The sequence below is a fragment of the Oceanobacillus sp. E9 genome (genome assembly GCF_001741975.1).
Taxonomy (GTDB): domain Bacteria; phylum Bacillota; class Bacilli; order Bacillales; family Amphibacillaceae; genus Oceanobacillus; species Oceanobacillus kimchii.
In genome coordinates this window covers 480,819-502,186 of the sequence record NZ_LSNA01000001.1, presented here as the reverse complement: position 1 = coordinate 502,186, position 21,368 = coordinate 480,819, and the positions used below count along the sequence as shown (strand labels likewise).

Annotated in this window: 22 protein-coding genes, 1 pseudogene and 2 riboswitches; of the genes and pseudogenes, 17 read left to right on the top strand and 6 right to left on the bottom strand. The window is 37.7% G+C overall.

Features of this window, described 5'->3' with window-relative positions; translation table 11 throughout:
* Positions 1 to 103: 103 nt before the first annotated feature.
* Positions 104 to 1,227: pseudogene (locus tag AQ616_RS02310) on the top strand (5-methyltetrahydropteroyltriglutamate--homocysteine S-methyltransferase).
* A 59-nt stretch (positions 1,228 to 1,286) separates the two neighbouring features.
* Here the strand turns inward: AQ616_RS02310 and AQ616_RS02305 are convergent.
* On the bottom strand, positions 1,287 to 1,973 hold the full coding sequence (locus AQ616_RS02305) for a type 1 glutamine amidotransferase domain-containing protein (protein WP_069684955.1): 687 nt from the start codon (positions 1,971 to 1,973) through the stop codon (positions 1,287 to 1,289).
* Between the two features lie 71 nt (positions 1,974 to 2,044).
* Here AQ616_RS02305 and AQ616_RS02300 point away from each other — a divergent pair, with 71 nt between their 5' ends.
* The 7 genes from AQ616_RS02300 to AQ616_RS02270 all read left to right on the top strand — a co-directional run bounded on the left by AQ616_RS02300 (position 2,045) and on the right by AQ616_RS02270 (position 8,060).
* Positions 2,045 to 2,398, top strand: coding sequence for a MerR family transcriptional regulator (locus AQ616_RS02300; protein WP_069684954.1), 354 nt, complete (start codon positions 2,045 to 2,047; stop codon positions 2,396 to 2,398).
* Positions 2,399 to 2,527: 129 nt separating this feature from the next.
* A complete protein-coding gene (locus tag AQ616_RS02295) occupies positions 2,528 to 3,130 on the top strand; it encodes a TetR/AcrR family transcriptional regulator (RefSeq protein ID WP_069684953.1) in 603 nt (200 codons plus the stop codon).
* Between the two features lie 268 nt (positions 3,131 to 3,398).
* Positions 3,399 to 4,337: an ATP-binding cassette domain-containing protein gene (locus tag AQ616_RS02290; protein ID WP_069684952.1), complete on the top strand. Its 939-nt coding sequence runs from the start codon at positions 3,399 to 3,401 to the stop codon at positions 4,335 to 4,337.
* Positions 4,334 to 5,107, top strand: coding sequence for an ABC transporter permease (locus AQ616_RS02285; protein WP_069684951.1), 774 nt, complete (start codon positions 4,334 to 4,336; stop codon positions 5,105 to 5,107). The genes AQ616_RS02290 and AQ616_RS02285 overlap by 4 nt, the downstream gene beginning before the upstream one ends.
* A gap of 357 nt (positions 5,108 to 5,464) precedes the next feature.
* Complete coding sequence (locus AQ616_RS02280) at positions 5,465 to 6,400, top strand: alpha/beta fold hydrolase (RefSeq protein WP_205634380.1); 936 nt, start codon at positions 5,465 to 5,467, stop codon at positions 6,398 to 6,400.
* Positions 6,401 to 6,413: 13 nt separating this feature from the next.
* Positions 6,414 to 7,178 carry a MerR family transcriptional regulator gene (locus AQ616_RS02275; protein WP_069684949.1) on the top strand — a complete coding sequence of 255 codons (765 nt, stop codon included), beginning with the start codon at positions 6,414 to 6,416 and terminating at the stop codon, positions 7,176 to 7,178.
* Between the two features lie 192 nt (positions 7,179 to 7,370).
* Positions 7,371 to 8,060: a poly-gamma-glutamate hydrolase family protein gene (locus AQ616_RS02270; protein ID WP_069684948.1), complete on the top strand. Its 690-nt coding sequence runs from the start codon at positions 7,371 to 7,373 to the stop codon at positions 8,058 to 8,060.
* Between the two features lie 87 nt (positions 8,061 to 8,147).
* Here the strand turns inward: AQ616_RS02270 and AQ616_RS02265 are convergent, their stop codons facing one another.
* Positions 8,148 to 9,686, bottom strand: a complete 1,539-nt coding sequence (locus tag AQ616_RS02265; protein ID WP_069684947.1) for an MFS transporter — start codon at positions 9,684 to 9,686, stop codon at positions 8,148 to 8,150.
* Positions 9,687 to 10,029: 343 nt separating this feature from the next.
* Between AQ616_RS02265 and AQ616_RS02260 the strand changes: the two genes are divergently transcribed.
* A complete protein-coding gene (locus AQ616_RS02260) occupies positions 10,030 to 10,995 on the top strand; it encodes an alpha/beta fold hydrolase (protein WP_069684946.1) in 966 nt (321 codons plus the stop codon).
* Positions 10,996 to 11,062: 67 nt separating this feature from the next.
* Here the strand turns inward: AQ616_RS02260 and AQ616_RS02255 are convergent, their stop codons facing one another.
* Positions 11,063 to 12,262 (bottom strand): MFS transporter, encoded by a 1,200-nt coding sequence (locus AQ616_RS02255; protein WP_069684945.1) that lies wholly within the window; start codon positions 12,260 to 12,262, stop codon positions 11,063 to 11,065.
* Between the two features lie 70 nt (positions 12,263 to 12,332).
* Positions 12,333 to 12,432: riboswitch (purine riboswitch) on the bottom strand.
* 288 nt (positions 12,433 to 12,720) lie between these two features.
* On the opposite strand from AQ616_RS02255, the gene AQ616_RS02250 reads away from it, so the two are divergent.
* The gene (locus tag AQ616_RS02250) at positions 12,721 to 13,629 is read left to right on the top strand and encodes a restriction endonuclease (protein WP_069684944.1); all 909 of its coding nucleotides are present in this window, start codon (positions 12,721 to 12,723) and stop codon (positions 13,627 to 13,629) included.
* 129 nt (positions 13,630 to 13,758) lie between these two features.
* On the opposite strand, the gene AQ616_RS02245 is transcribed toward AQ616_RS02250, so the two are convergent.
* The 3 genes from AQ616_RS02245 to AQ616_RS02235 all read right to left on the bottom strand — a co-directional run bounded on the left by AQ616_RS02245 (position 13,759) and on the right by AQ616_RS02235 (position 14,905).
* Positions 13,759 to 14,088 (bottom strand): hypothetical protein, encoded by a 330-nt coding sequence (locus AQ616_RS02245; protein WP_017798600.1) that lies wholly within the window; start codon positions 14,086 to 14,088, stop codon positions 13,759 to 13,761.
* A gap of 80 nt (positions 14,089 to 14,168) precedes the next feature.
* Positions 14,169 to 14,597 carry a competence protein ComK gene (locus AQ616_RS02240; protein WP_069684943.1) on the bottom strand — a complete coding sequence of 143 codons (429 nt, stop codon included), beginning with the start codon at positions 14,595 to 14,597 and terminating at the stop codon, positions 14,169 to 14,171.
* A 29-nt stretch (positions 14,598 to 14,626) separates the two neighbouring features.
* On the bottom strand, positions 14,627 to 14,905 hold the full coding sequence (locus tag AQ616_RS02235; protein ID WP_084822418.1) for a helix-turn-helix domain-containing protein: 279 nt from the start codon (positions 14,903 to 14,905) through the stop codon (positions 14,627 to 14,629).
* Between the two features lie 694 nt (positions 14,906 to 15,599).
* On the opposite strand from AQ616_RS02235, the gene AQ616_RS02230 reads away from it, so the two are divergent.
* The 7 genes from AQ616_RS02230 (at position 15,600) to AQ616_RS02200 (ending at position 21,213) form a co-directional block, all read left to right on the top strand.
* On the top strand, positions 15,600 to 16,031 hold the full coding sequence (locus AQ616_RS02230) for an SRPBCC family protein (RefSeq protein ID WP_069684942.1): 432 nt from the start codon (positions 15,600 to 15,602) through the stop codon (positions 16,029 to 16,031).
* Between the two features lie 207 nt (positions 16,032 to 16,238).
* Positions 16,239 to 16,358: riboswitch (SAM riboswitch) on the top strand.
* 108 nt (positions 16,359 to 16,466) lie between these two features.
* The gene (locus tag AQ616_RS02225; RefSeq protein WP_069684941.1) at positions 16,467 to 17,600 is read left to right on the top strand and encodes an iron-containing alcohol dehydrogenase family protein; all 1,134 of its coding nucleotides are present in this window, start codon (positions 16,467 to 16,469) and stop codon (positions 17,598 to 17,600) included.
* The gene (locus AQ616_RS02220) at positions 17,597 to 18,418 is read left to right on the top strand and encodes a MetQ/NlpA family ABC transporter substrate-binding protein (RefSeq protein ID WP_069684940.1); all 822 of its coding nucleotides are present in this window, start codon (positions 17,597 to 17,599) and stop codon (positions 18,416 to 18,418) included. The genes AQ616_RS02225 and AQ616_RS02220 overlap by 4 nt, the downstream gene beginning before the upstream one ends.
* 40 nt (positions 18,419 to 18,458) lie before the next feature.
* On the top strand, positions 18,459 to 19,496 hold the full coding sequence (locus AQ616_RS02215) for a methionine ABC transporter ATP-binding protein (RefSeq protein WP_069684939.1): 1,038 nt from the start codon (positions 18,459 to 18,461) through the stop codon (positions 19,494 to 19,496).
* Positions 19,471 to 20,142 carry a methionine ABC transporter permease gene (locus AQ616_RS02210; RefSeq protein WP_069684938.1) on the top strand — a complete coding sequence of 224 codons (672 nt, stop codon included), beginning with the start codon at positions 19,471 to 19,473 and terminating at the stop codon, positions 20,140 to 20,142. The genes AQ616_RS02215 and AQ616_RS02210 overlap by 26 nt, the downstream gene beginning before the upstream one ends.
* Positions 20,143 to 20,364: 222 nt before the next feature.
* The gene (locus tag AQ616_RS02205) at positions 20,365 to 20,676 is read left to right on the top strand and encodes a hypothetical protein (RefSeq protein WP_017798589.1); all 312 of its coding nucleotides are present in this window, start codon (positions 20,365 to 20,367) and stop codon (positions 20,674 to 20,676) included.
* Positions 20,677 to 20,850: 174 nt separating this feature from the next.
* Positions 20,851 to 21,213 carry a YybH family protein gene (locus tag AQ616_RS02200; protein ID WP_017798588.1) on the top strand — a complete coding sequence of 121 codons (363 nt, stop codon included), beginning with the start codon at positions 20,851 to 20,853 and terminating at the stop codon, positions 21,211 to 21,213.
* Positions 21,214 to 21,368: the final 155 nt, after the last annotated feature.

Sequence of the window (21,368 nt, the reverse complement as noted above, 5' to 3'; positions counted from 1 at the left end):
AGTTTAATACTATAACAACCGATAGTTTTAGATTGTTTTGTTATATGGCTGTTTTTATGGTACACTACCTCCTAATCAATGACACGGGGGAGAGAGATGCACGATGACTCAAACAGTGGTGAAAGCTCCATTTAAAGCAGATCATGTAGGTAGTTTTTTAAGAACGGAACCAATTAAAGAGGCGAGACAAGCTTTTTTGGACGGGAAATTGGAGAAAGATGCTTTAAAAGCAATAGAAGATCAAGAGATTGAAAAACTGGTAAAAAAGCAAATTGATATTGGTCTTCATTCCATCACCGATGGCGAATTTAGGCGCGGATGGTGGCATTTGGATTTCTTGGCTGATTTAGAAGGTGTGGAACTTTTTGAATCGGAGTATATTAGCCATTTTAAAGGTGCCCAAACGAAGAATAATGCGGTTAAAGTAGTTGGTAAAGTTGGGTTTCGCCAACATCCGATGGTCAAACATTTTACATTTTTAAAAGAAGCGGTTGACCAGTATGGGGACGGCAGCCAGGTGGCGAAGTTTTCTATTCCTAGTCCCAATATGTTGTTCACGAGAATGCAAGGGGATGAGTATTACAATGGTGACACGAATCAATTGTTTGCAGACACCGTAGAGGCATATAGAAAGGCGATTAAAACCTTCTATGATGCAGGATGTCGCTACTTGCAATTAGATGATACGTCGTGGATTGATTTTGTTTCGGAAGAGCGTATCCAGGCGGTTATGGAAAAAACCGGGCAGGAATTGCAGGACATTATCGATGAAAGAGTACGTTGTATTAATGATGTGATTTCAGAAAAGCCGGCGGATATGGTGATAACCATGCATATTTGCCGTGGAAACTTTAAATCAACGTATATTACTAGCGGCGGGTATGATCATATTTCCGATGGATATTTGCGAACTTGGAGGTAGACGGGCTTTTCTTAGAATATGACGATAATCGTTCGGGTAATTTTGAGCCATTGAAGAGCTTTACGCAGCGGGAACAAACCGTCGTTTTAGGCTTAGTCACTTCTAAATTCCCAGAATTAGAAAATCCAGATACGATTAAAGCAAAAATCGCCGAAGCGAGCAAGTCGATTCCGTTAGAAAATTTATCCCTCAGTCCACAGTGTGGATTCTCCAGTACGGAGGAAGGCAACATTCTTACAGAGGAAGAACAATGGAACAAGATGAAGCATGTCATTTCCATCGCAAACGATGTGTGGAAACGATAAAATCCCGAAATCAAAAAACATGAGTGATATCGCATACCACTCATGTTTTTTTCATACAATTATACCTTATTTAATATACGTAATACCTGCTCAGCAACAGCTTTCCCAGATTGCGGGTTTTGTCCGGTCACTAATCGTTCGTCAACAACTGCAAAGGAAGACCAGTCTGCTTCTCCTTTGAAAATTGCACCTCGTTCTTTCAATGCTTCCTCGGTTAGATAAGGTACATGGTCAGCTAAACCTACTGCTTCCTCTTCACTGTTGGTGAAGCCAGTGACATTTTTACCGTCGATCAAGTAGCGGTTATCGTTATCTGGAATATTTAGTAAGCCAATCGCACCGTGGCATACAGAGGATACGATGCCATTGGAATGATATATTTCACTGGAAATGGTTTGAAGTGCTTCATTGTCTTTGAAGTCCCAAATAACACCGTGTCCTCCAGCATAGTAAATCACTTCGTAATCTGCAGCATTGATGTCCGATGGTTTTAACGTGTTGCCTAATTTGTTCATAAATGATTTATCCTGATAATATTTCCAATCTAAATCAGTCATGAAATCAGCTTTTAAGCTTTCCGGATCAATTGGTGTATAACCACCTTCAGGGCTTACATAGTCAATTTCGTATCCTTTGTTGTACATTTCATCCGCGAAATGGACGGCTTCGCCTAGCCACAATCCGGTAGGGCGCTCCAGATTTGGATATTTCGCGACACTTGTCACTGCGATTAGCACTTTTTTCATGGTATGAACCTCCTTCAATTTGTATATTTGCATTGTACCCCTTAAACTATGGTTTAAAGGAAGTGAAATGCATGTCGGAACAATATGATATTGAATTTGTATCGAAAGAAGTTAATATATCAAAAAGTAAACTAAGATATTATGAGAAGCACGGTCTGATAAAGAATATTGAACGAGATGATCAAAATAATCGTATCTATAATGAGAAAAACATCGAGTTAATTAAGCTGATTGCATGCTTGCGAAGATTGAATGTACCGATTAGTAAAATCAAACAAAATATCGATGTAAATAACTTTAATGAGGAGAGCTTGGAAGGTATTTTACAAGAACATAAACGTGTGCTTAGAGAAAAGGTTGACGAGTATACAGATTATATAAATGAGATTGATGATAAATTGGAGAGGCAATTAACGTCGAATTAAATAAAACGTTGAAAGCTTGCTTAAATACATTTGAGACCATTTTAATAACGTAAATCAAACTTTCTTATACGCAGCAATATCTGTTATGATAGTCATTGAAAATGATTATGGTGAAGGAGATTGGAGATAATGCCTCGTTTTAGTGAGACCAAGTTAGAGACGATTCGTGAAGAACGTAAAATACAAATTATGAAAGCTGCGATAAAGGTGTTTGCCGAGAACGGGGTCAAGCTGACGAAGATTAGTATGATTGCCAAAGAGGCCGGTATTAGTCACGGGCTTGTTTATCATTATTTTCAATCGAAGGAAGATGTATTGTACGAAAGCCTTGAATGGGCTGTTGCTTTAGGAGAGACACAAGATTTCCTAGAGAAACTTAAAGATGATAATAGTCTTTCTCCTATAGAAAAAATACATACGTTTACCAAATTTGCTCTAACATCGGGTAGTAATCAGGTGTTTCGTGTCATTCAACATCTAGAAAATAGTAAAGGTGTTCCAAGTCATATTCATGAACTATATACAAGTGTGGGAGAAGTTTATATAGAATTTTTTATCCCGATTTTTAAAGAGGGGCAACAAGTAGGAGAAATTATTGAAGGCAATACAGAGGAATTAGTGGAGCTTTTTTTAAGTGTTATTTCCGGTATTATGGCGGACGATCCGGACTGGTGGAACGATAATATTGAACAAAAGGTGACTCTCTTATCTCGAATGATTACTTTACGATAAAAAACTTATATATGAAAGAACGGAAATCCTGAGCTTCAGGATTTTTTTATTTGGAAGTAGGGACGAATGATTTGATCGTGACCACGGAGTTAGAAACTTTACGAGACCTCCTATGGAGCAAAAGGAAAAAACGGACGAGCAGGTTATTGACAAAGAGGTAGATAGTGGTTATTATATTGACTGATAAAGTCAATCAATATAATTAATTACTCGATTTATTTTTTGCATTTATATTGACTGAATAAATCAATCATAAGGAGGTTAGGTGATGAAAGATAATGTTATTTCGGTTCGAAATTTAAAGAAAATGTACGGTAAACAAATGGTGCTAGATGGTTTGAGTTTTGATGTACAACGTGGGTCAATATTTGCGTTACTTGGTGAAAACGGGGCTGGAAAAACGACAACCGTTCGGATTTTATCAACATTAATTCATGGGGATGAAGGTACAGCGACAATAGCTGGTTATGATACAAAACGTGATTCCAATTCTGTTAAAAAATTGATTAGTCTAACGGGACAATATGTAACTGTGGATGATTTGTTAACGGGAGAAGAAAACCTATTGATGATGGGAAGGCTGAATCATCTAGATAATAGACTCGTACAAAAGCGAACAGCAGAGCTTCTTGACTATTTTGATTTACAGGATGCATCGAAAAGGAAAGTAAAGACGTATTCTGGTGGGATGCGTCGTCGATTAGATATTGCGATTGGTTTACTTGCATCGCCTGAAGTAATTTTTTTAGATGAACCAACAACCGGTTTAGATCCTCGTAGTCGTAACAATATGTGGAATTTTATAAAATCTCTGGCAAACCAAGGTGTGACCATCTTTTTAACGACACAATATTTGGAAGAAGCGGATCAGCTTGCCGATAAAGTCGCTATTATTGATAATGGAAAAATCGTCAAAGAAGGAACTGCTGAAGAGTTAAAGAGTGTGATTGGAGAAGAAAAATTAGAATTAACATTTTTGGATCTCGATACTTTTTATCATGCTGAGAAATATATTTCTGGTCAAACGAATCAGGAAGAACTACTTATATCCGTACCGATCCGTTCATCTCACGAGTTGCGCGAACTTTTAAATACATTATTTGAAAATGGAATAGAACCGGATACTATTCATATTCGTCAACCAACATTGGAGGATGTTTTTATGACAATGACAAATCAAAAAAAGAGCGGAGTTGTTAGTACATGAGTGAGGCAAAATGGATATGGGCGATACGAGATGGGTGGACGATGTCAAAGCGCAGTTTAAAACATATTTTCCGAGAAGGGGAATCGTTGTTAATGGCAATAGCTCTACCCGTTGCGATTATGCTTTTATTTGTTTATATATTTGGTGGAGCTATTCAAACAGGTACGGACTATGTGAACTATGTTGTTCCAGGTGTCATTATCACTTGTGCTGGATTTGGGAGTTCACTAATCACTGTTAGTGTGACAAAAGATATGAGTGGAGGATTATTTGAACGATTCCGAAGCATGCCTCTACACCCCTCCTCTTTATTGGTTGGTCATGTGATCGGGGGGTATATCCGGAATGTTATTGCCACCGCAGTTGTTTTTGGTGTGGCCATGTTAATTGGTTTTCGTCCCGAGGCCGGATGGCCAGAATGGCTTGGTGTGATTGGTGTTTTAACGCTTTATATGGTCTCGATTAACTGGTTATTTGTTGTCTTTGGATTGATGACCAAGAATGTCGAAGTAGCAAATTCCTTCGCATTTCCAATGTTATTTTTACCCTATCTTAGTAGTGCCTTTGTGCCGACAGAGACGATGCCTGCTTGGCTCCATGCCTTTGCCGAACATCAACCGATGACGCCACTGATTGAAACATTGCGTGGCCTTTTAATCGCTACTCCAATTGATAATAATCACTGGTTGACGATTGCTTGGTTTGGTGGGTTGCTTATTGTTTCGTTTATAGCAGCGTCGATTTTATTTCAAAGGCAGAAAAGTGAGTAGCAAAATACGGATTTGTTAGTTAATCTTAGAAACTGTTTCAACGCAACGATAAACAGCACCTTTCAGTTATTTGAAAGGTGCTGAATTTATGTAATTAACGTCTATTAGTTTTTATAAAGAATTTTGCTGACTTTAGAGTGTTATAAGATATTTCATTACTAAACTAAAAAGTATTATTTTGTTTTTTACTTCCCCCATTATTTTTCCTTTAGGGCAGAAAATAGATTTCTCACTACTTGCATATAACGTTACGTAATAGATTATGATAGGAGGAAAATATATGATGGAGTTGAGTTTATGAAAAGGAAGTGGATAAAATCAGTAATCATAATTGTTGGAATATCATTTGTTGTGCTAATGATAATTGGATTATTATTTCGAGATGATGATAAGTTGGGAGGTTTTATAACTGATGAAGGGGAAAGAGAGTTTACTCAAGCATACGATACTGCCATGAAAGATTTGCCCAACCCGACGAAAGAATTTTGGGTAGAAACTGAATTTGGAAAGGTGAAGGTTTATAAATTTTCAGAAGAAGGAACAGAATCAAAAATACCATTATTACTGTTACCAGGGAAATCAGCACCTACTCCCATGTGGGAACCAAATTTGAAAGATCTCATGGAAGATAGGCCCATATACACAATCGATCTTTTAGGAGAACCAGGATTAAGTGTTCAAACAAAAAGTATAGTAACTGCTAACGATCAAGCTGTTTGGTTAAACAACGTTATTGAACATTTGCCTGAAGAAACGATTCATCTTGCAGGATTATCATTTGGTGGTTGGAATGCAGTAAATGTCACATTATATGAGTCTACAAAAATTGCATCTTTATCATTAATTGATCCAGTATACGTTTTTGGACCCATCCCTTTAAAGATGATCTTAGCCTCCATTCCGGCTTCCATTCCAGCAGTTCCACAATCAATCCGAGAAAAAATGTTAAGTTATATCGCAGGTGGAGCAGAAACAGATGGAAGTGAACCAATAAGTAAGCTTATAGAAACAAGTATGCGAACTTATAAAAGTAAACTTCCTTTACCGGAGAAAATAACAGAAGAACAATTGAAGGAATTAAAAATGCCTGTACTGGGTATTTTAGCTGAAGACTCAACGATGCATCATTCACAAGAATCGATGGATGTAGGATTAGAAAACTTGAAACATCCATTAAGTCATATGGTCATGTTCTCAAATGCCTCTCATGCAATTAATGGTGAATACCCAGAAAAGTTAGCTAAAAACATAGTAGATTTTTTACATGAAGTAGATATAAATATGAATAAATAAAGGAGCTAAAGTTGTGAAAAAGGAACGCTATTACGTAAATGATATTTCAAACATATCAGGGTTAACAAGGCGAACTATTCAATACTATGATAATGAAGGGGTATTAAAACCTGCAGGTCGGGATGAAAACAATCGACGTTTTTATACAGTTAAGGAATTACGTATCTTAGAACAAATTACTTTTTACCGTAATTTAGGATTTTCTCTTAAACAGATAAAAGAAGAAATCAATTATAATGACCAAAAAGAATCATTACTAGATGTATTATCTAAACAAGAAATTTATTTATATTCACAATTAGAAGAGACTCAAGGGAAAATAGATGCAGTAGCCACTTCAAAACGATTGATTGAAATGGGATATTCCCCTCCTTGGGATTTATTATCTAAAATTATGATGGGTATAAATAAAGTGGATATTTCCATTTGGAGTAACTACCCTTTCTCAGAGGCTCAGTTAACCATATTTAAGGATGTATTTGATTCTCAACAACTTGTTTTCAATTTTTATAATACTTTTCGAAAATTATCCATAAAGGCAGTTTCATATAAAGGTGCTGGCGTACCTGTAGACTCTAGCCTTGCATTTGAACTAGCTGAAGAGTGGGTTGATATGGTTGAAAAAGTAACTAAAGGAAAATCAGAGGTTACGAATGCTTTTCTCCAAGTAGATAAGCATCGGGAAAAATGGAATAAAGGTGAAAAAGACTTACTTGATGAAGCAGAACCTTATTTAGAAGATATTCTTAAATCATATTATGAGGGAAGAAAGGATTGACACTACGTTATATGGATGGAGAAATTGAAAAATTAGTAAAAAATTAAATTAAAGTAGAGCTTCATTCCATCTAGGCGTGGTTGGTGGCACTTGATACCTTTGAACTCCTAATATGACAGTGTACCATTTTTCTTAACATTATAGCTTTATTTGATATAATGGAAAATATTAGTAAATGATTAGGAGGTTAAGATGAGAAAAAATAATAGATATACGTATATAATTTTCCTTCCTGCCTTCTTATGTTTACTACTTTACGGCGGTACCCATTACATAAGTTTAAAATATAATTCCTATGAAGAATTAAAGGAACATGAAGAACTGAATGAAGACTACGAAATCAATTATGTGGAGCGGAATAGCGACATTACTGTGATTGCAGTCCATGGTGGAGGTATTGAACCGGGAACTTCAGAGGTAGCAAAAGGGCTGGCAGACAGGATGGACCTTTCTTATTATCTCTTTGAAGGAATAAAGACAGCAGGCAACATGATTTTGCATATAGAATCTACACTTTTTGATGAACCGATCGGACGAAATATGGTTCAAGAATCTGTAAGTGCCTTATCTATTCATGGATACCAAGGGGAAGAATCGATGATATTCCTTGGCGGTAGAAATGAAGCATATAGGGAAGCGATACGTGATGCCCTTCAGCACCATGGTTTCGCCGTTGCAGATGCACCTAGTCACATATCAGGGATGAGTGAAGATAATATTGTCAACGATACACAATTAGGAGAAGGTGTACAGCTAGAGCTGACTGCAGGGTTACGTGATTCTCTATTTGTAAATGGTGATCGGTCAGATACAACGGCTGTATATGATGAATTGATGGAAAGTCTAGAGGAAGGAACCAATCATTATTTGGAGACGGTATAAATGATATGTGGTATTCCACAAAAAGTAAGATACAGTCCGCTGGTGCAGAAAAGGAGCACCATCGCTGATGTGTACTCTTTCCATCGTTTATAAGGCTTGCTCTTCTTCATTTGTAGAGTCATCCTGCCTTACATGTCTAAACTTCCATAAGATAATTAGCATTAAGGTAAATAACCCTACAGCAACAATGCCATATACGGTTTGAAGCGCAAAGCTAAATGAAGATTGTATGGCCAGAAGGAAGTCTGGATACCCTTCGGATGCTATAATGGCACTCCCTACGTTTTCTGAGGAAAACGCAACTATTTCTTGAGGAACTCCAGAAGGAATTGAGTCCATTAGAGTAGCACGATATACAATCATGCCGATACTTCCAATAAATGCAATGCTTAGTACTGAACCTAGCCCACTGCTTACATCACTCATTGCCGAAGCAGAACCTGCCCGCTCTTGCGGTACGCTGGAAACAATTTGTTCACTTGCGATTGTCATGGTAGGGCCGATACCAAATCCGGCTAGTGAAGCACCAATAATTAAGATAAGCGCTCCCCCGTCATGTACCGTTATCATGATGAGTAAAGCTCCTGCAGTTGCAGTAAGCAGACCTATTGCCATGACGTAAGCCGGGCGCATCCACTTTGTAAGTGCGGGAGATACTAAAGTACCTACCATCGATAAGAATGCGGGTATAATCAATAGAAGTCCTGCCTGTGTTGGAGTGAGTCCTATAATTGCTTGTAAATGTTGTGCGAAAAGCATATCTGCCCCCGTAGTTACTAGTAATACAGCCATTACTGCAATCAATGAAAAGCTAAACGATGATATATGAAACATCCGTAAATCCAACAATGGATCCTCCATTTTCTTCTGACGCCGAATAAATAACATTCCAGTTACGATTCCAACCAGTATCGATCCTCCATAAACAAAATGAAAGCCATGGTTAGCCATCTCCTGTAAACCGAAAATTAAAGTTGCTAAAGTTAACAAAGATAGTAGCACACTGACAAAATCAATCCGATTAGATGTTTTATTGCGATACTCAGGTAAAAGTGGCGATGTTAGTAACAATGCAATAACTATAGGGACATTGATAAGAAACACTGCCCCCCACCAAAAAGTATCCAAAAGTAAACCTCCTATCGGGGGTCCTAATGCCATACCTGCAGAGAATGCACTAAGATTAATAGCGATAGCTACGGAAAATTGTTTCGAGTCTGTAAACATACTCCGTAATAACGACATTGTAGAAGGCATCACTGTTGCAGCCGTGATACCAATCAATGCTCGAGTAGCAATTAACATCCAAGCTTCCGTCGCAAATGCTGCAAAAAGCGAGGCGCATCCATAAATGGATGCCCCGATAATCAGCAAGCGCTTTCTACCCACCTTATCTCCTAGCCGACCCATTGTAAGCACAAATCCAACCGCCAACATTTCACCAATATGAATAATCCAAAGCATCTGGGTTGCGCTCGGGGCTAAATCCGCAGCAATGGATGGCATCGCAAGAAAAAGGACCGTCATATCTGTAGCGAGCATGAAAACAGCCAATGTCAAAGCCCCTAATCCTATCCATTCCCGCCATGTTGCTTTTGGGAGCTGTTCATGATTAACATTACTCATCTTTTTTTCTCCTTTCGTCTACTAGGTTTCCTTCATTCAAATAATCCTTTACTTAATAGTTTCTAATACTTCGCAACGGGTTTTTTGATTTATTTACAAGGTATTATTCCTGAACGGATTAGTGAGTCAAAAGAGTATTCATTGGAGTAGGTATAGTTGATGGTTACATAAAAAACACCATCAGTTGTTGTTTATATAATGACACGTCTGTTTTGAGAAGAAATCAAACTATCGATGGAGTTTTGTATACAAATTAGGTTGTATGATGTTTCAAAAATTTGTTCTTTTACTTATATTCAGACATAATAATTGTAAGTATCGAATCGGTCCAAGGGGGGATAATTTGAACACTACAAATCAGAACATGAACGTAACGAAAGAGTATATAGATACAGCTGGGCATAAAAGTGGAATGTTTATCGAGTCCACGAATCTTAATAATCCTGTTTTACTCTTTGTGCATGGCGGTCCTGGATTCCCACAATATGCACATGTGAAAGCATCTGGGCTATCATGGGCGAATCATTTTACCGTGTGTTACTGGGAACAAAGAGGTACCGGTATGTCGTATAATGCATCTACTCAGGGTGAGATAACATTAGAAAGAATCGTTGCTGATGGTTTAGAAGTCGTAAACCATCTTAAACAGAAATATAACCAGGAGAAAATCTACTTGTGCGGACATTCGTGGGGTTCGTTAGTCAGCAGTATCATGGCAAGTCGACAACCTGAACATTTCCTTGCGTACATCGGTATCGGGCAACTGGGAAGACATTATGAATCGAATAGGGATACGTATGATTTCTTACTGGAGACAGCGATCGAACGAGGAGATGAAAAGGCAGAAAAACATATACGCTCGGTCAAATTCAATAAAGGGTTTTATAAGAGTCAGGAGTATCGCAAGCTGCTAGGCAGGTACCTCAATAAATATGGCGGCGGTACGAAGCGTGAGGGTTATTCGAGCTGGGAGGGTATGAAGGATATTATCGAATGTAAGCACTATACGTGGAAGGAACGTCTGAACATTCTAAAGGGCATTTTCTCCAGTTATCAAGCGTTAGGCGAATCATTGGCTAATACAGATGCCACTGTCATGGCACCAAGATTCGAGATTCCTGTATTTATTGTGCATGGCGTGTATGATTATCAAACCTCTTATAAGGAAGCGAAGCGATTCTATGAAAGTATCGACGCGACATCGAAACAGATGTACACATTTGAGCACTCGGCGCACTCTCCATTTGTAGAGGAGCAGGAGAGGTTTATGGAAGTGTTGGTGGGGGATGTGGTTGGGGTAGTGAAGTAGGTTAGGTAAAGAAACAGCACCATTCGTATTGAAACTGAAATGGAACTGTTTCTTTATAATTATAAATTTAGTTTAATTCTACCTGATCACTCATCGCATCACTCATAACTACTTCCTCTTCACCCTTCTTCTTCCGAGTTAAAGAAAAGACAGCAAATAACAAGGAGATAATCACAAGCGCGCCACCGAAGTAGGCTGCATTAGTAACGGATCCTGTCTGGTTTAATACGAGACCGCCAGTTGCTGATCCAATGGAAATACCAATTTGCAATGCGGAGTTATTGAAGCTCTGCTGAATATCGGATGTTTCTGGATCGGTATCAATTAAATAGCTTTGTTGCGGTGGAGATAGACTCCAGCTTAGTGCTCCCCAAACCATCATCACGGGGATGAATAATACAAGAGAGAAGGTCGTGAATGGTAATAAGAATAACATCGCAGCAAAGGTCGTGATAACGAATAGGATACTTTTCTTCGGACCGATGGAATCAGATAGGAATCCTCCGAATGCTCCACCGCTTACTGCTGCAATTCCAAATAATAGGTAACAAATACTTACCCAAAACGCATTCATATTAAGTTCTGTCTCTAAAAATGGTGTAAAGTACGCATATAGCGTGTAGTGTCCTGCCAGCATAAATACGGTTGCCAGATGGGCACTTCCAATTTTCAAGCTAGCTACCGCTTTTAACTGTTGTTTAAGCGGGACTGTCTTCCCTCCTGGAATTTTCTCCAAAAAGATGAAAATAAGCACAAAAGAAATCACTGATAAAATCGCAATGCCAAGGAAAATCACGCGCCATCCGAAGTTATCGGAAATAAGAATTCCTAGTGGTACACCCATGACAAGAGATGAACTAATCCCCATATAGATAAGCCCAAGCGCCTTTGCGCGGTGTTCTGATGCAACAATCTTCGCAGCAATCGTTAACGATAGTACAACAATCAGAGCGGTACTCATTGCGCTTAATACCCTTGCGAACATCATAAATGTAAAATCAGGGCTGAAATACGTCATGATATTACTGATGAAGAATACACCTAAGGAAATAAGATATACTTTCTTACGTTCGAATTTGCTCGTTAGAACAAGTAATACTGGACCGGAAACGGCATAAATAAGTGCAAAAACGGTAATCAGTTGTCCTGCAGAGCTAATCGAGGTATTTAAATCTTCTGCAATCGTAGGAAGTATTCCACCAACAATCAGTTCCACAAGTCCAACGGCAACAGTGGATAACGCTAATATAAATACTTTTATATTCATATTCTGTTTTTCTTCCTTTCTGATAAACATCATAAATTCTACTAGAAAACAAAAAATCCTGATTACAAAAAATGATCGACTCATTTTCTGTAATCAGGATTTTATGGTTCCTGGTAGAGACCCCCAAGCCATATTCTTGAGGTTATACAGTATACTATTAGATTTTAATGAACACTTGAATAGTTTACTAGGAATTTCTGGAGGTTTCAAGTGGGAGATTTTTCTAATAAAATTTAATAAGTATGAAGATATGAAAATTAAGTAAATATAGGTAGTTTAATTTGCTTGTTCAACGTGTGATGGCCACAAGAAATATAGAATTTATACTTTACTATACAAGTATTATGCTATAAATACATAGATTTGTTTATGGTGATACTGTTAAAATAGTAGGCGTAGTTTGGATGATGAATTAAGATAGTATCGATTGAAAGTTATAAGTTAGATGAGGTGATTAGATGACTGTCCCTGGATATCAAGATTTTATGTATCCTTTCCTTCAAATATTGAAAGATGGTAAGGAACATAAACTACAAGATTTGTATAGGGATCTGGCAGGCTATTTTAACTTAAATGAAGATGATATAGCTGAAACGCTGCCAAGTGGAAAGCAGACCCTATTGAACAATAGAGTGGGTTGGGCAAGAACGTATTTGAGTAAAGCTGGACTTATTAAAGTAGTAAGAAGAGCCGTCTTTACTATTACAGATGAGGGGATGAAGGTATTAAGTGATCCAGGTGTTGATCGTATTGATAGGAAGTTTTTAACTCGCTATTCAAGTTTTAATGAGTTTATTAATAAGGCTAATCAAGACACCAATGATGATATAAATAATACCGAACAAAAGACACCTTTAGAGCTAATAGATGAAAACTACAACATTCTAAAAAAGGAACTTCAGGATGGCCTTTTAGAAAAAATTTTAGAATGTTCACCAGCATTCTTTGAACGATTAATTGTTCATTTAATAGTAGCAATGGGGTATGGAGGTTCTGTAAAAGATGCAGGAGCGGCGATTGGGAAATCAGGTGATGAAGGTATAGATGGGATTATAAAAGAAGATTTCCTAGGATTAGAAATGATCTATTTACAAGCGAAAAGATGGAAAAAAGAATCTACAGTTGGAAGGCCGGATATTCAAAGTTTTGTAGGTAGTCTAGTAGGAAAGCAGGCTTCAAAAGGAATATTCATTACTACAGCGAAATTTTCTAAGAATGCTTATGATTATGCCGATTCAATCGATAAACGAGTTATATTGATTGATGGTCAGCAATTAACAGATTTGATGTTTAAATACGATGTTGGAACGACAAATGAAGAAGTATTTGTTACCAAAAGACTTGATATTGATTTTTTTGAAGAATAACTGTTAAAACTATTTTATCCAGAGACGAGACTCTCAAAACTAAAAGCCGGTGAATTTTACACGTAGTAAAATATTTCCGGCTTTACAATTTATTTGATAAGTATGAGATTTATCTATTTAATTATATAGTTACATCAAAAACGAAAACGGCTTTCTCGGTGGTGTAGTCGGATTCATGAGGAGGATCATATCTAAGGCGCTGATATTAGGTAGGTTATCGATAAATTGATGCATCTCTGACTCTGTTTGGAATTGAAAGGCTTCTAACTGCTGAATTGGTTCAAACTTACCCTTTGAATCGTTATAGAACAAGCGATACAGGTGTAATATATAAGCATCGGTCTGTTCAGACAAACCAAGGATTCCTAGATTCTTTTTTATCTCTGAGAAAAAAGTAATCTCTACTTTTCTATCCTGAAGTAGTTCTGTTGGAATGGCGATATTATTTTCATTATTCATCATTTCACTCCTCTTTTCTAGTACTATTGTCTCGCTTAGTGTGAAATTGTGCAACAAATAATAAGAAATTTCTTATTAATTTATTTGTTTAAACTATAGTAACAAGCTAAACTCCTTATCATTTGTTGTTTTAAGAACGTTGCAGGGATGCTGATAGGGAGTTGGATTCCATTACGGAATGTGATGATCGATTTTCCTTGGTCATTAGTAGTTTGCGGTTGAATGGATTGAACATGGTGATAGAAAATCCAGCTACACTCATTATTAGTCGTAGCATAGGTGGGGAAAGCAATAATTTGTTGGGAGACGCTGATTACTATAGGCACTTTTCGTTTGAAACCAGTGTGATAGGATGTAGCAGTTTTTCTGCCTTCATAAGTGGAATAATGATATAAGCATCCTTCTTTAATGAGTTGAAGAGGGGTTTTCTTATGCTCTATTGATTTCTGTTGCTCGAGAATAATAGAAGAAACATCAGGTCTATATGTAGGGTAAATAGCCATAGTCATAGAGGAGATACCATTAAAAGTAGATGGAGTTATTCTAGATTTTCTTCCTCTAGTGATTGTTGTTTCTCTAATTGGTTCTCGAGTTCTTGTAATTCACGAAAGAGCTGGTTCATATCTATATCGGTTGCTTTCCAAAATCCATACATGGTTGATATTAAAGGAGTTTTCTCTCCTCTTTCTACTTTTCCGATGTGTTTGTCATCGGAATCACTAATTTCCGCTACTTGTTCTTGTGTTAATCCTTTTTCTTCTCTAGCGTTTCGCATTCGTATTCCCATTGTTTTACGTAATTCTTCATTAAATCGCAAGTATAATCTTCCTTTTTTAAGAAAAATTATCCTGTTCAGCAAAGGGGAAGAACACGTCCTGCAAGACCCTTTTTGTGTGTGGAAATGATAAAACAACGGTATAATCATTGTCTAATTAAAGTTAAAATAAAAATATCAACAAATAGGAATCATATAAAATTGGGTATTCGGATTTTATGGTGAAAAAGGGGGTTACTTCAAGATACCTGTAAAATATACGGTTATCGATAATAAGACAACCAAATTGTTAAAAGCTTAATTTCTCACTTACAACATTGAGAATTAGACTTCTATTCTTTTCTTATCACGCCCGATCGTATTATGGATTAAGCGATTTGTCAGTGGTTAACGTCCTAAAGGCTTCCCGGTCTAACGGTTAGTAGTATTTTAAACGTCGAAGAAGCAAACCTTCTTAGCGTGAGAAATCCGAATTTTTTGATGTTACACTCTACTCAAAGTCATTTAGTTGGTTTTGCTGTGGCTTTAAAATAAGATTGATCATTTTAAATAAAGTTCGATTATTTGGGATGAAGTGTGGATATTTGTAAAATACTGACGCTGACGTAATGTAAAAAAGGAAGGCAATAACTACAGGGAAGTATCCAAAAAATAGCAATCGATAAGAAACCACATTATTTGTAATGAGGTAAAATAAAAGTGGATTTGAAATTCTTTAATGAAGGAGAGATGAGATATGGCGAATATTGAGCATCTACAAAGTGTGAATGTTCCAGCGGAGCTAGTGTACGAAACATTGACTACTGAGAAAGGCCTTTCGGAAATATGGACAAATGAATTAAAAGTTAATAATCACATAGGTTTTATAAATGAGTTCCGATTTGGTGAAAATGACTTAACAAAGATGAGAATTGATGAGCTTGTTCCCGATAAAAAAATTGTGTGGCAATGTGTTGATTCGGGAGATGCAGAATGGATAGGTACGACTATTTCTTTTGATATCGAGGAAAATAATGGGAAGACATCAATCACATTTCGGCAGATGAATTGGAAGGATGTTACCACATGTTATCGCATTTGTAATTATAATTGGGCTATTTTTCTGTATAGTCTTAAACAGTATTGCGAAGAAGAAGTAGGTATGCCTTATCAAAAACGAAAGTTCTAGTTATCATTGAAAGGCAGAGGATAGTAATTCTAAGGTTCAAGCATTCTACCAAAGAGTACAAAAGCAAGGATAATAACTTGCAAGAAAAGGATTCCTCAATTCAATTTAAGGACACTAATGATTAATCTGACGTTATAAATAAAATCCCTTATTGACAATTAGTAAAAACCGTAATAGTATGATAATTAAAATTAAATACGCTAATATCTCTTATTGAGAGTGGCTGAGGGACTGGCCCTGTGACGCCCGGCAACCGTTCATCTTAATTCCAATGATGAATAGGTGCTAAATCCTGCAAAATACGGATAGTATTTTGAGAAATAAGAGAGGTGATGAATGACTTACATATTGTTATGTTATGCCTCTCGAGTTCAAATCGGGAGGCATTTTTAGTTTCCCAAAAAAATTTACACCATGAGAAAAGAGGAAGGGTTTATGTCCACATCTATTGTTAAAGGAGCTCCTGGTCATTATCGGATTGGCTCTGATGTCTTAGAGGAAATTCCTGTACTCCTTGAAGAATTATCAGTTGACTGTATACAAGTTATCGCAGGGAAGAAATCATGGCAGGCGGCAAAGCCGTATTTACCTTATGTATTAGTGGAGCAAGTAGAACCGAATATCATCTTTATCGAAGGTCATACCACGCTAGAAAAAGCAGAGACCATAGCGAAACAGCTTCATCAACATTCTGTGGAAGCTGTGATTGGTATTGGCGGCGGGACTGCGCTCGATATTACGAAGGCCGCAGCTGTGAAAGCAGATGTTAAATCGATTTTAATTCCGACGATTTCTGCGACTTGTGCTGCGTGGACACCGCTTAGTGTTTTCTATGACAGCGATGGGGCATTTACACATTATACGGATTTTCCGTTGGCGACGACGCTTGTCTTAGTAGAACCAGCTATCATTGCACATGCCCCAATAGAATATTTAAGGGCGGGGATAGGTGATACACTGGCAAAATTTTATGAAGCAGATGCATTGATCGAGAGTTTTTACCCGAATGAAGAAGCGCCTGTACCAGTGAAAGTTTCACAATTTTCTGCGGGGATTTGCCGGGATGTACTACTGAAGGATGGAAAGGCTGCACTGGATGCCGCACGCACTAAACAAGTTACGCCTGCATTTATTCGAGTTATCGAGGCGATCATCATCACGGGTGGAATGGTAGGCGGATTTGGCGATAAAGCAGGGAGAATTGCCGGTGCGCATTCGCTACATAATGGATTAACGGAAGCAATCGAGGCAAAAAACTTCTTACACGGAGAGCTCGTCGCATACGGAATTCTTGGCCAATTGGCATTCGAAAACAAAGAGGATGAGCTTTTGCGTCTACTCGATTTTTACGATCAATGGCAATTGCCGTCTAGTTTACAAGGAATCGGCATTGATGTAACCAATACGGAGCTCGTGGAGAAAATCATTCAGAAAGCAATTCTGCCGCAAGAGTCGATTCATTTTATGAATAAGGAAGTTACGGCGGAATCATTAGCTGGTGCGTTACAGCAAGTAGAGAAATATAATCAAGCCTATTACACGGAAAAAAGAGGAGAGAAAACATCATGAAAAAAGGATTATTAATAGCGATCGTATTTTTAGCAATATCATTATTGGCTGCGTGTGGCAGTGAGGAATCTAGCGGGTCGGGTCAAGGATTGTACGATGATGAAAAATTAGTCATCGGTGTAACGGCAGGGCCACATGAAGAAATTCTTGAAAAAGTAACGGAACTAGCAGAAGAGGAAGGCATCGAAATCGAGTCAAAGGTGTTCACGGATTATGTTATGCCAAACGTTGCTTTAGCTGAAGGGGAGATTGATTTAAATATCTTCCAAACAGAACCGTATTTTAATGCGTTTAAAGAAGATAGAAACTTAGATTTAGTGAAATCATTTGATACCGTTACTTTCCCGATGGGGATTTATTCATTAGATGTCGATGATGTGTCTGAATTACCTGAGGGATCCACCATCGGACTGCCTAGTGACCCTACAAATAGTGGTCGTGCACTTTTACTATTTGAACAAGCTGGTTTAATTGAGTTGGATTCGGAGACAGGAATTAATTCTACGGTTCGTGACATTGATAAGAATAACGGCAATTATGAATTTGTGGAACTAGATTCTGCGCAGATTGCACGTCAGTTAGAGGAATTGGATGCAGCTGCGATTAATACAAATTTTGCTATCGAAGCCGGATTTACCCCTACGGAAGATTCTATTTATATTGAGCCGAAAGATTCTCCTTACATTAACCATGCTGCGGTGAGGGCAGAAAACGAAGACGATGAAATCATCCAGAAACTAGCAGATATTTATCGTAGTCAAGAAGTCAAAACATTCATCGAAGAGGAATTTGGCGGATCGCTCATTCCTTCATGGTAAGGGAGTAAGGAAATGAGCGTAACGGAAGGAGCATAAACATATGATTGAATTAACGAACATCACAAAGACTTTTTCAGGAAAACAAGGAGATATTCATGCATTAAAAGATGTTTCTTTATCCGTTGGAAAAGGCGAAATCTATGGCGTAATCGGCTATAGTGGCGCCGGGAAGAGTACATTGATTCGTTGTGTGAATTTACTGGAACAGCCGGATCAAGGATCGGTAAAAGTAAATGATGTAGAATTAACCACGTTAAAGGCAGGAAAACTCCGAGAGACCAGAAGTCATATCGGGATGATTTTTCAAGGGTTTAATCTATTAAAGACAGCAACTGTCTACGATAATATCGCTATTCCGCTGAAATTAACTGGCCTCGATAAACAGGCAGTAAAGGAAAGGGTGCAGAAATACTTGGATATCGTTGGCTTAGCCGACAAGCATGATGCATACCCGTCAGAGCTCTCCGGTGGGCAAAAACAACGAGTGGCGATTGCCCGAGCATTGTCTCATGAGCCAGAAGTTCTGTTAAGTGATGAAGCGACAAGTGCACTCGATCCAGATACAACAGAGGCGATCCTAGATCTATTATTACGAATAAATAAAGAACTCGGAATTACGATCTTGCTGATTACGCATGAGATGAATGTCATCCAGCGAATTTGCGATCGGGTCGCTGTCATGGAAAATGGCGAAGTGATTGAGGAAGGCAATACTAAAGATATTTTCATTTCACCACAGCAACGGACAACGAAGCGGTTTGTGAACAGTTTATTCTCGCATGACATTCCGGATGACTTAGTAGATCGATTGAGTGAGAATGGCCAAGTAGCTAAATTATCTTTCTTCGGAGAATCATCGGGAGATCCGGCGCTTGCGCTCGTAACGAAAAAATACAATATCTATCCGAATATTTTGTCCGGTAGTATTACACGAATTAAGGAAGAAGCATTTGGTCAGCTACTCGTGCACTTCAAAGGGGAACAAGCAGAGATAAACGATGCGTTTCAATTTTTACAAGATCAACAAGTACATGTGGAAGGAGTGACGTTCGATGGAGAAAATCAACGCGTTTCTTGATGCATGGGGTTCGGATTTATGGACGTCGACGATTCAAACGTTTCAGATGGTCGGTATCTCTCTTGCTATTTCAGTCTTGATTGGGTTACCTCTCGGCATTCTACTCGTTTTAACCAGACCAGTGAAAGCACTCAGTAATAAACTCGTTTATAATGTGTTGAATATCGTCATCAATATTATTCGTTCGGTTCCGTTTATCATTCTATTATTCTTCATTCTGCCTTTTACAAAATTTATTGTCGGAACATCGATCGGCGTCAAAGGCGTTATCGTTCCATTGGTCGTTTATACGGCGCCTTATATCGCTCGGTTAATGGAGTCTGCATTACTGGAAGTTAACCGTGGTGTCATTGAAGCATATGAAGCGATGGGGATTAAAACGAGACATATCGTGTGGCATGTACTTGTACGGGAATCTCGCTCCTCTATTGTTCTCGGGTTAACAATTGCGATCATCGGACTAATCGGAGCATCTGCTATGGCTGGCTTAGTTGGCGGTGGAGGCCTTGGCGACCTCGCATATCGATATGGTCACTTACGATATGAAGTAGATGTGATGTACGTAACCGTTATTCTGCTGATTATCTTAGTACAAGGATTACAATCACTCGGCAATTACTTTGCTGCAAGATTGAAAAAAGATTAATATAATTTAACCCCAAACACCTCTTTTTTGGACTTTCATCATTTCGATTATAAGAATGAAAGAACCAAAAGGAGGTGTTTTTTGGGAAGAAAACCGATGGTGATAAAGGAAATAGCTTCGTATCTTGAGATTTATCTCGATAAGTTTGGGGGTGCGGGTGAAGGTGTTCGTAGAAATGTTATACTGTAAGTAACAAATTCATAGTTAAAGAGAGGCGAGCGAATGAAAATCAAAATGATCATTTTTCTAACATCTTCAAAAGAAAAAAATAATTGTGGTCAAATAGTAATGAAAACATTTGAATCAATGATTCGCCCTGTTAAAGGAGATATTATTGACGATCCCGGATTTGACTCAAGATTTCATAATGGCTATGAGGTTGTAAAAGTTACTATAAATTATACGACAAATGAGTGCTATGTCTCTCTACATCCACTAGCGATAGAATTAGAGGATATTAGTATCAACGACTATATAGACAAACTTATGGCAAATGAATGGAGTATTGTTTCAAAAGAAGAATTATTAGCTTAATGGGATTTGTTTAAGTGAAGAGGATTGAATAATTGTTGATTAAAAAAATTTATAGTAAAGATTGAAACTATTTGGCCCTTTACCTCGTTTGAACATAGTAACGACAGAGGGGATAAGAAGACGTGTGAATATATTATGAGTCAAAATTAAATGGTTTTAGGAAGGTGATGAGAAATGGGATATCGTAAAGCATTAGATAAATATATTGAAGCAACTAACTCACATGATTTTAATAATGTAAAAGCAGTACTACACCCTCAAGCAGTATACTGGTTTACTGATCAAAATTGTATTTCCAATGAGCAAATCGGGAGCTACTTTATGAAATCTTGGGATACTATTAAAGAAGAAGTTTACTCTGCTACAGATGTCCAATGGATTGCTGCAAGTGATCAAGTCGCTACTTGTATTTATACTTATCATTACGAAGGATATTATCTTGAAGAGTTTGTATCTGGTAGTGGGAGGGCGACTAATGTTTTTACATTGCATGATGGTGAGTGGAGATTAATACATGAACATTTAAGTAGTTTATAAGGATATTGTTTATTACATTATCTAGTGCCATGATAGGACAACAGATACAGGAAAATATGGATTCATCTATTGAAAATGAGTATACATTTCTATTAGCATTGTATTGTAAGAAAGGACAAGATGATTAATTGAAAACTAACCAAATTTTAATGTTT

Coding starts and splice junctions, on each gene's coding strand:
- AQ616_RS02270 (WP_069684948.1), top strand. CDS start 7,371: ATGAGAAAAAATAATAGATATACGTATATAATTTTCCTTCCTGCCTTC.
- AQ616_RS02230 (WP_069684942.1), top strand. CDS start 15,600: ATGGCGAATATTGAGCATCTACAAAGTGTGAATGTTCCAGCGGAGCTA.
- AQ616_RS02300 (WP_069684954.1), top strand. CDS start 2,045: ATGTCGGAACAATATGATATTGAATTTGTATCGAAAGAAGTTAATATA.
- AQ616_RS02245 (WP_017798600.1), bottom strand. CDS start 14,088: ATGAATAATGAAAATAATATCGCCATTCCAACAGAACTACTTCAGGAT.
- AQ616_RS02250 (WP_069684944.1), top strand. CDS start 12,721: ATGACTGTCCCTGGATATCAAGATTTTATGTATCCTTTCCTTCAAATA.
- AQ616_RS02200 (WP_017798588.1), top strand. CDS start 20,851: ATGGGATATCGTAAAGCATTAGATAAATATATTGAAGCAACTAACTCA.
- AQ616_RS02265 (WP_069684947.1), bottom strand. CDS start 9,686: ATGAGTAATGTTAATCATGAACAGCTCCCAAAAGCAACATGGCGGGAA.
- AQ616_RS02215 (WP_069684939.1), top strand. CDS start 18,459: ATGATTGAATTAACGAACATCACAAAGACTTTTTCAGGAAAACAAGGA.
- AQ616_RS02255 (WP_069684945.1), bottom strand. CDS start 12,262: ATGAATATAAAAGTATTTATATTAGCGTTATCCACTGTTGCCGTTGGA.
- AQ616_RS02295 (WP_069684953.1), top strand. CDS start 2,528: ATGCCTCGTTTTAGTGAGACCAAGTTAGAGACGATTCGTGAAGAACGT.
- AQ616_RS02220 (WP_069684940.1), top strand. CDS start 17,597: ATGAAAAAAGGATTATTAATAGCGATCGTATTTTTAGCAATATCATTA.
- AQ616_RS02240 (WP_069684943.1), bottom strand. CDS start 14,597: ATGACTATGGCTATTTACCCTACATATAGACCTGATGTTTCTTCTATT.
- AQ616_RS02210 (WP_069684938.1), top strand. CDS start 19,471: ATGGAGAAAATCAACGCGTTTCTTGATGCATGGGGTTCGGATTTATGG.
- AQ616_RS02285 (WP_069684951.1), top strand. CDS start 4,334: ATGAGTGAGGCAAAATGGATATGGGCGATACGAGATGGGTGGACGATG.
- AQ616_RS02280 (WP_205634380.1), top strand. CDS start 5,465: ATGATAATTGGATTATTATTTCGAGATGATGATAAGTTGGGAGGTTTT.
- AQ616_RS02290 (WP_069684952.1), top strand. CDS start 3,399: ATGAAAGATAATGTTATTTCGGTTCGAAATTTAAAGAAAATGTACGGT.
- AQ616_RS02225 (WP_069684941.1), top strand. CDS start 16,467: ATGTCCACATCTATTGTTAAAGGAGCTCCTGGTCATTATCGGATTGGC.
- AQ616_RS02305 (WP_069684955.1), bottom strand. CDS start 1,973: ATGAAAAAAGTGCTAATCGCAGTGACAAGTGTCGCGAAATATCCAAAT.
- AQ616_RS02205 (WP_017798589.1), top strand. CDS start 20,365: ATGAAAATCAAAATGATCATTTTTCTAACATCTTCAAAAGAAAAAAAT.